Origin of the sequence: Sphingobacterium sp. UBA2610, assembly GCF_002339225.1 — a bacterium.
Taxonomy (GTDB): Bacteria; Bacteroidota; Bacteroidia; order Sphingobacteriales; family Sphingobacteriaceae; genus Sphingobacterium; species Sphingobacterium multivorum.
Genome location: NZ_DDKA01000011.1, coordinates 212,054 through 213,689, shown reverse-complemented (window position 1 = coordinate 213,689; position 1,636 = coordinate 212,054). Strand labels below are relative to the sequence as shown.

The window sequence follows — 1,636 nt, the reverse complement described above, 5'->3', positions numbered from 1 at the left end:
GCAGCTTTTTTACTTTGTTATTTTTACTATTTCTTGTTTTCCACCCAGTTTACAATAGCAGGGTCCAGCGGATTCGTCGCAGAACGGAAACGATGGACAAGTTTGCCGTTCTCATCAATCAAAAACTTTTCAAAGTTCCATTTGATATCACCTTTAAAATCTGGGTTCTCCTGAGCGGTCAAATATTTAAACAAGGGTGAAATTTGATCTCCTTTTACATCGACCTTTTCGGCCATTAAAAAATCAACACCATAATTTTGTTCACAAAACTCTTGAATCTGCGCATTTGAACCCGGTTCCTGTTGTCCAAAATTATTTGCCGGAAAGCCAATAATAACGAGCTTATTGCCATAGGTCTTGTGCAATTCCTCCAAATCTTTGTACTGTTTTGTGAAACCACATTTTGAGGCAGTATTCACGATCAATATTTTCTTCCCCTTGAAATCGGACATTTTCACTTCTTGCCCTTCAAGTGTCGTAAACTTAAAATCATAAAAGTTGGGATTGCCAAATAACATTGACATATACACCATAATAGTTGCAATAATCATATTTAATTATTTTAAAGACTTAACAATGAATTACTTTCTCTTTCCAATACCGCATCAAAAAGCTCGTTGATAGGAGATTTTAAAATGGTCCCTACCTGTATCTGATGTGCTTCACAGACTTCCCGCAAGATTAAATCAAAACTATACGCAATAGAACCCACAAAGTGACATGCATATTTATTATAGTCTGGATAGGTCAAAATCGAAGCTTGAACAAATTCTTCGAATCCACTCTTTACCAGATCTATAATATAGGGATGGGTAATATTATCGGACATGAACGGCGCAAAAGATGCTAAGAAAGCATTTGGACGTTCTTTTTGATAAACATTTTTGATGACAATCTCTTTATTGATTCTGTATTTGTTCGCAAATTTTTCGTTCAGATCTTTCGGCATACGGCCATATAGGAAAAGCCTGACCAGGTTTTTTCCAAAATATGCCCCCGACCCCTCATCACCTAATACGTAGCCATTTCCATTATGTGAGGGCATAAGCTCCTCCCCGTCAAAAAAACTCAAATCAGACCCCGTCCCCAATGTCGCTACATAACCTTTTTTATTACCACAGGTCGCTAAGGCACTACCAAAAAGATCGTTCTCAACAGAAATGTAAGCGTTTTCGAATAAGGGTGTCAATGCATTTGAAACCATTTCCCGACGATCGGGCGTAATGCATCCCGCACCAAAAAAATACAACTCAGTAACTTCATCGGCATAGGGAATAATTTCGGGTATTTCCTTAATAACACGTGTGATTTCCTTTTCATTCACAAAAAAAGGATTAAGTCCATTTGTACTGAATGAGATAGGCGCACTATCTGGCAATTCCAACTTCCAATCCGACTTTGAAGAGCCGCTATCAACAACTAAGATCATACAAATTCTTGATTATTTTCCCCCTATAAACTACTGTATCAAACTTAGCAAAAATTCTGATAAAAAACAGATTTTTTGCTTCATCTCCCCAGCCCAATTAAAACCGTCGTTTTATCCAAAGCAGCAATTTTGCCATCGAATTATACCTCATTTCTTAAATAAATTTATGTATATTGGAGGATACTATCAGCTGCTTCCTGTCATCAT

2 protein-coding genes are annotated in these 1,636 nt (G+C 37.1%); both read right to left on the bottom strand.

The window, feature by feature from the left end:
• Nucleotides 1–26: 26 nt before the first annotated feature.
• Nucleotides 27–551: a glutathione peroxidase gene (locus B4Z47_RS08445; RefSeq protein WP_070566033.1), complete on the bottom strand. Its 525-nt coding sequence runs from the start codon at nt 549–551 to the stop codon at nt 27–29.
• Between the two features lie 11 nt (nt 552–562).
• Nucleotides 563–1,429 carry an N-acetylglucosamine kinase gene (locus B4Z47_RS08440; protein WP_070566035.1) on the bottom strand — a complete coding sequence of 289 codons (867 nt, stop codon included), beginning with the start codon at nt 1,427–1,429 and terminating at the stop codon, nt 563–565.
• Between the last annotated feature and the right edge of the window lie 207 nt (nt 1,430–1,636).